4 protein-coding genes are annotated in these 4,733 nt (G+C 62.8%); 2 read left to right on the forward strand and 2 right to left on the reverse strand.

The genetic code is table 11. From position 1 onward, the window contains the following. Positions 1-660: ABC transporter substrate-binding protein (locus EN994_RS18355; protein WP_164745997.1), on the forward strand; the 660-nt coding region annotated here is incomplete at its 5' end. 48 nt (positions 661-708) lie between these two features. Here the strand turns inward: EN994_RS18355 and EN994_RS18360 are convergent. Both EN994_RS18360 and EN994_RS18365 read right to left on the reverse strand, forming a co-directional pair. Further along, entirely contained in the window at positions 709-2,355 is a 1,647-nt protein-coding gene (locus tag EN994_RS18360) for an acetolactate synthase large subunit (RefSeq protein WP_063167559.1), read from the reverse strand. A gap of 84 nt (positions 2,356-2,439) precedes the next feature. Further along, positions 2,440-3,777 (reverse strand): aromatic ring-hydroxylating dioxygenase subunit alpha, encoded by a 1,338-nt coding sequence (locus tag EN994_RS18365; RefSeq protein WP_164745998.1) that lies wholly within the window; start codon positions 3,775-3,777, stop codon positions 2,440-2,442. 128 nt (positions 3,778-3,905) lie between these two features. Between EN994_RS18365 and EN994_RS18370 the strand changes: the two genes are divergently transcribed. Beyond that, on the forward strand, positions 3,906-4,733 hold an 828-nt coding region (locus EN994_RS18370), incomplete at its 3' end, for a LysR family transcriptional regulator (RefSeq protein ID WP_127307706.1).

Consider the following 4,733-nt stretch of genomic DNA (forward strand, 5'->3'; position numbering starts at 1 on the left):
GCCTCCGACTATGCCTGGCCGCAGAAGATGACCGAGGCGATCACGGCGGCTTACGAAAAGGCCGGCGGCAAGATCATCGGCGCCGACTACTATCCGTTCGGCACCACGGATTTCGGCCCGGCCTTCCAGAAGATCAAGTCGCTGAAGCCCGATGTCGTCTGGTCGATGGTGGTCGGCAACGACGCCGTCACCCAGCTCAAGCAGTATCGCAGCTTCGATATCAAGCAGCCGCTGATCGCACCGCTCGACGAGGTCTTCAACAAGGACGCGCTGCCGCCCGGCGTCGCGGCCGGCACCTACGCACCGCAGCCTTACTGGATGGCGCTCGACAATCCGGTCAACAAGAAGTTCATCGCGAGCTTCCGCGAGAAGTTCGGCAAGGAGAAGATGGTCAACGGCATCGGCGAAGCCGGCTACAACGGCCTGCATCTCTACGCCCTGGCCGCCGAGAAGGCCGGATCGCTGAAGGACGATGATGTGCTCAAGGCGCTGCCGACGATCGAGTTCGACGCGCCGCAAGGCAAGATCCGGGTCGATGCCAGCAACAACCACACGCTCTGCCATTCCTATGTCGGCAAGGCGGCCGCAGACGGCATCAGCTATGAGATCGCCAAGGATTTCGGGACGATCGCGCCGGCCACCCCTTACTGCAAACTGTAGGCGCTTCGGCAACAGCTCCAGGTAATCCTGACGGCGGCAAAGCCGCCGTCAGCTCGCTTGCGGCGCAGGCAGCCGCTCGCGCAATTCGTCGACAAGCACCCTGGTGTTTTCGGGATAGTCGATGGGCACGACGACGAGGTGCACGCCGCCGCCGGTGAAGGCCCGTTCCAGCGCCTGCCGCAAATCGGCGATCTCGCCAACTCTTGTCCCCTTGGCTCCGTAGGCCTCGGCATATCTGACGAAGTCGGGATTGCCGAAGGTCATGCCGAAATCCGGAAATTCGTCGACCGCCTGCTTCCAGCGGATCATGCCATAGGCATGGTCTTCGAGCAGCAGGACGACGAGATTGAGCTTGAGCCTGACGGCGGTCTCCAGTTCCTGGCTGTTCATCATGAAGCCGCCATCGCCACAGATGGCCATGACACGGCGCTGCGGATAGAGCAGTGCCGCCATCATCGCCGACGGCAAGCCCGCGCCCATCGTGGCCAGCGCATTGTCGAGCAGGATCGTGTTTGCCATGCGGGTGCGGTAGTTGCGCGCGAACCAGATCTTGTACATGCCGTTGTCGAGGGCAAGAATCCCATCCGCCGGCATCACGGCGCGCACGTCATGCACGATGCGCTGCGGCGTGAAGCGATCTTCGGTGGCGCGCGCGGCGATGCGGCTCAGAATGCCTTCCCGCAGCGGCAGCAAGGCCTGTGCATTGGGGACCTTGCCCTCGATGCGGTCGGCCAGCAGCGCCAGCGAAGGACCGAGGTCGCCGACGATTTCGGCTTGCGGGAAATAGACCTGCTCGACATCGGCTGAATGGTAGCCGACATGAATGACCTTCGGCCCCTTCGCCCCCATGATGAAGGGCGGCTTCTCTACCGTGTCGTGACCGACGGTGATGATCAGATCGGCCTGTTCGATGGCCTCGTGCACATAGTCGCGCTCCGAAAGGGCTGCCGTTCCCATATAGAGCTCCGTGCCGCCAGGCACGGTGCCCTTGCCCATCTGCGTGGTGAAATAGGGAATTTGCGTCCGCAGCACGAACTGGGCGACATCGGGAGTCACGCGCGGTCGCGACGCCGCCGCACCAAACATCAGCAGCGGACGCCTGGCTTCCATGATCATACGGGCGGCGCGATCAAGCGCGCCCGGGCTGGCCAGCGGCAGTTCGACCGGATGCGTTGGCACGAGTGCTACCGGTTCACACTCGGCCGCCGCAATGTCTTCCGGCAATTCAAGATGTACGGGGCCGGGACGCTCTTCCTGGGCGACACGGAAAGCTTCGCGAACCAACGAGGGGATCATCTTCGGCGAAACGATCTGACGCGACAGCTTGGTCAGCGGCTTCATCGCCGCGACGATGTCGACGATCTGGAAGCGCGCCTGCCGGGATGACAGGATGCCTTTCTGGCCGGTGATCATGATCATCGGCATCGCGCCGAGCAGCGCATAGGCCGAACCGGTCGAAAGGTTGAGCGCGCCCGGGCCAAGCGTGGTGATGCACACACCCGGCTTGCCGGTAAGCCTGCCATAGGTGGCGGCCATGAAAGCGGCTGCCTGCTCGTGGCGGGTCAGGATCAGCTGGATCGAGGAGCGGCGGATGGATTCGACGATATCGAGATTTTCTTCGCCCGGAATGCCGAAAATCCGCTCGACCCCTTCGTTCTCGAGGGCCGCGACGAACAGATCCGAACCTTTGGTCATGACCACCTCTCCCGCAACATTCCGTCGGCCACCTTCATATGGCATCGGAACGCGACGCCTCAAAGAGGCATCTTCGGCTGCGGGTCAGAGGCGCGCGTTGCAACTCGCCGCTTTCGGCGAGGCGAAAAGTTCCTTCGGCGCAGACCATTGGCTGATCGGTGCGCCGCGCGTGCCGGTGATCAGCGAACGCAGTTCTGACAGATAGGTCTGCACGAAGAACGAGGTCTGGCTTTCCAGCGGCGTATAGGGACCCGGCCGGTAGGCGCGCGACATGATGCCGTCGGCATTGTCCTCGGTGATCTTCTTGTCCTGCACCGTGGTGACGTCCCACATCCAGCTGATCGCATCGGCGTCGATGTCGCCATCGGCGTCCTTGTCGACGAGCCAGGTCAGAATGACGTCGGTTTCCGTGGCGCTGCGCGGTATCATCTGGAACAGCGTGACATAATCATTGGCAGCACTTGCAAACGACAGGCGTCCGAGGCGGAAGCCGCTTTCGCCACCATCATAGGCGTGACGGCCGCCCATCAGGCATGAGACCCCCTCACCTGTATTGGACAGCGTGTTGCGGCCGGATCCGATCGGCTTGCGGTGCATGGCAAACGGCATCGTGTCGAGGTCGCCAGCCTGCCACGCGCCCTTGTGGAACTCGGCATCGCCGATGACGCTGTGCCAGGCCTCGATTTCATTCTGCCACTCGACCGCCTTGTCGGCGTCGCGGGTCGCGGTCACTTTGACATGGCCGTTGACGCGGTAATATTCGGGGTGGGCCGGCCGGCAGTGATAGCATTCGAGGAAGTTCTCGAGCACCAGCTTCCAGTTCGCCTTGGTGAGATAGTTCTTGCGCGCGACGATGCGTGCACGGTCAAGGCCGTTTTCGCGCAAGCCGCCGGTCAGCCCGTCCGCGACAGGCTGGATGTCGGGCAGCGAATTGGCATCAAGGCCGCAGAACACGAGGCCGCCGAAACTCTTGCAGGGTACGCGGTGCAGTCCCAGCGCTTCCGGATCGACGCTTTCCGGTAGATCCTGCCGTGACTGCAACTCGCCGGTCAGCCTGAACGACCAGGCATGGTAGGGGCAGACCAGAAGCTTGCCGCGACCATCCTTGGCGCAGAGCCGCGAGCCGCGATGGGTGCAGACATTGTAGTAGGCCGCGATGTCCTCCTCGCCGTCGTCGAAGCGCACGACGATGATCTCCTCGTCGAAAAGCTGGCGCACGATGTAGCGGCCTTTTTCTGGGACCTCGCTGGCATGGGCGACAAGCATCCATTGACGCGGAAACCACAAGTCCCGTTCCAGCGCGAAGATGGCAGGGGCCGCGTAGAAGGCCTGTTCCAGCGACCAGTCCGGACGTTGCCGGTCGATCAGCCTGACGGTCTCGCTTCTGTCGATAGGCTGGCTGTTCGATGTGTAGGCCTGCACGGCAAACACCTTTCTGCTCGCTGGCGTTCGAATGACGTTTCGATAGAGTGTGCGATGCGGAAAGGCTTGCAGCAAATACAGAAATGATAGACATTCATATCGAAAAGGCATGAAAGCAGGTTTGGATCGTGAAAACCCTCAAGACATCGCTTCCCCTGCTGAACGCCATGGTCGTCTTCGAGGCTGCCGCCAGGCATGGCGGGCTGACGCTGGCCGCACAGGAGCTCAACATCGCACAATCGGCGGTCAGCAGGCATGTCGCCAATCTCGAGCGCCAGCTGTCGGTCGAGCTGTTCACGCGCAGAGGCAACCGCGTCGCCGTCACCGGGGCCGGCAACACGCTGGCCGAAGCGATCCGCGAGGGTCTCGGCACCATCAGGCAAGCGGTCGAGGATTTGACCGCGCACGACAGCGATACATTCGTGGTCGGCTGCAGCCACGACTTCGCGCAGGCATGGCTGATGCCGCGCTTCGGCCTCATCACATCGCAGGTTGCCGATGGCCGGGTGCTGCTGCAGACATCCACCGACTACAGGGATTTCGACCAGCCTGAAGTGGCATTGTCGATCCGTTTCGGCGAAGCCGGGCAATGGCCCGACTTCGTGACCGAAAAACTGCTCGAGGGTGAGTGGTTCCCGGTTTGCGCGCCGGCGTTCCTGGCGCGTTATCCGGCGCTCGCCTCGGAAGAGCCTGAGGCTTTCCTGGCAGTGCCGCTGCTGCATCAGGTGACGCCGCCGGGCGCGATCGACAGTTGGCAATCGTGGGTCGGAACCGACCGGAAACTCGACGGACCTCGGTTCACCGGCTACATGTCGATGATACACGAAACCATCGCCGGGCGCGGCGCGGCGCTCGCCTGGGCGGGATTTGCCGACGAGCATCTGCGCCGCGGCCAGCTCGTCCGGCTGACCAAGACCTCGCGGCGCCACGCCGGCTCCTTCCACATCGTCATGAGG

Source organism: Mesorhizobium sp. M7A.F.Ca.CA.002.09.1.1 (assembly GCF_003998555.1).
Lineage (GTDB): Bacteria > Pseudomonadota > Alphaproteobacteria > Rhizobiales > Rhizobiaceae > Mesorhizobium > Mesorhizobium ciceri.

What these genes read in the sequence shown, in the direction of transcription:
- EN994_RS18360 (WP_063167559.1), bottom strand. Translation starts at nt 2,355, where the DNA reads ATGACCAAAGGTTCGGATCTGTTCGTCGCGGCCCTCGAGAACGAAGGG.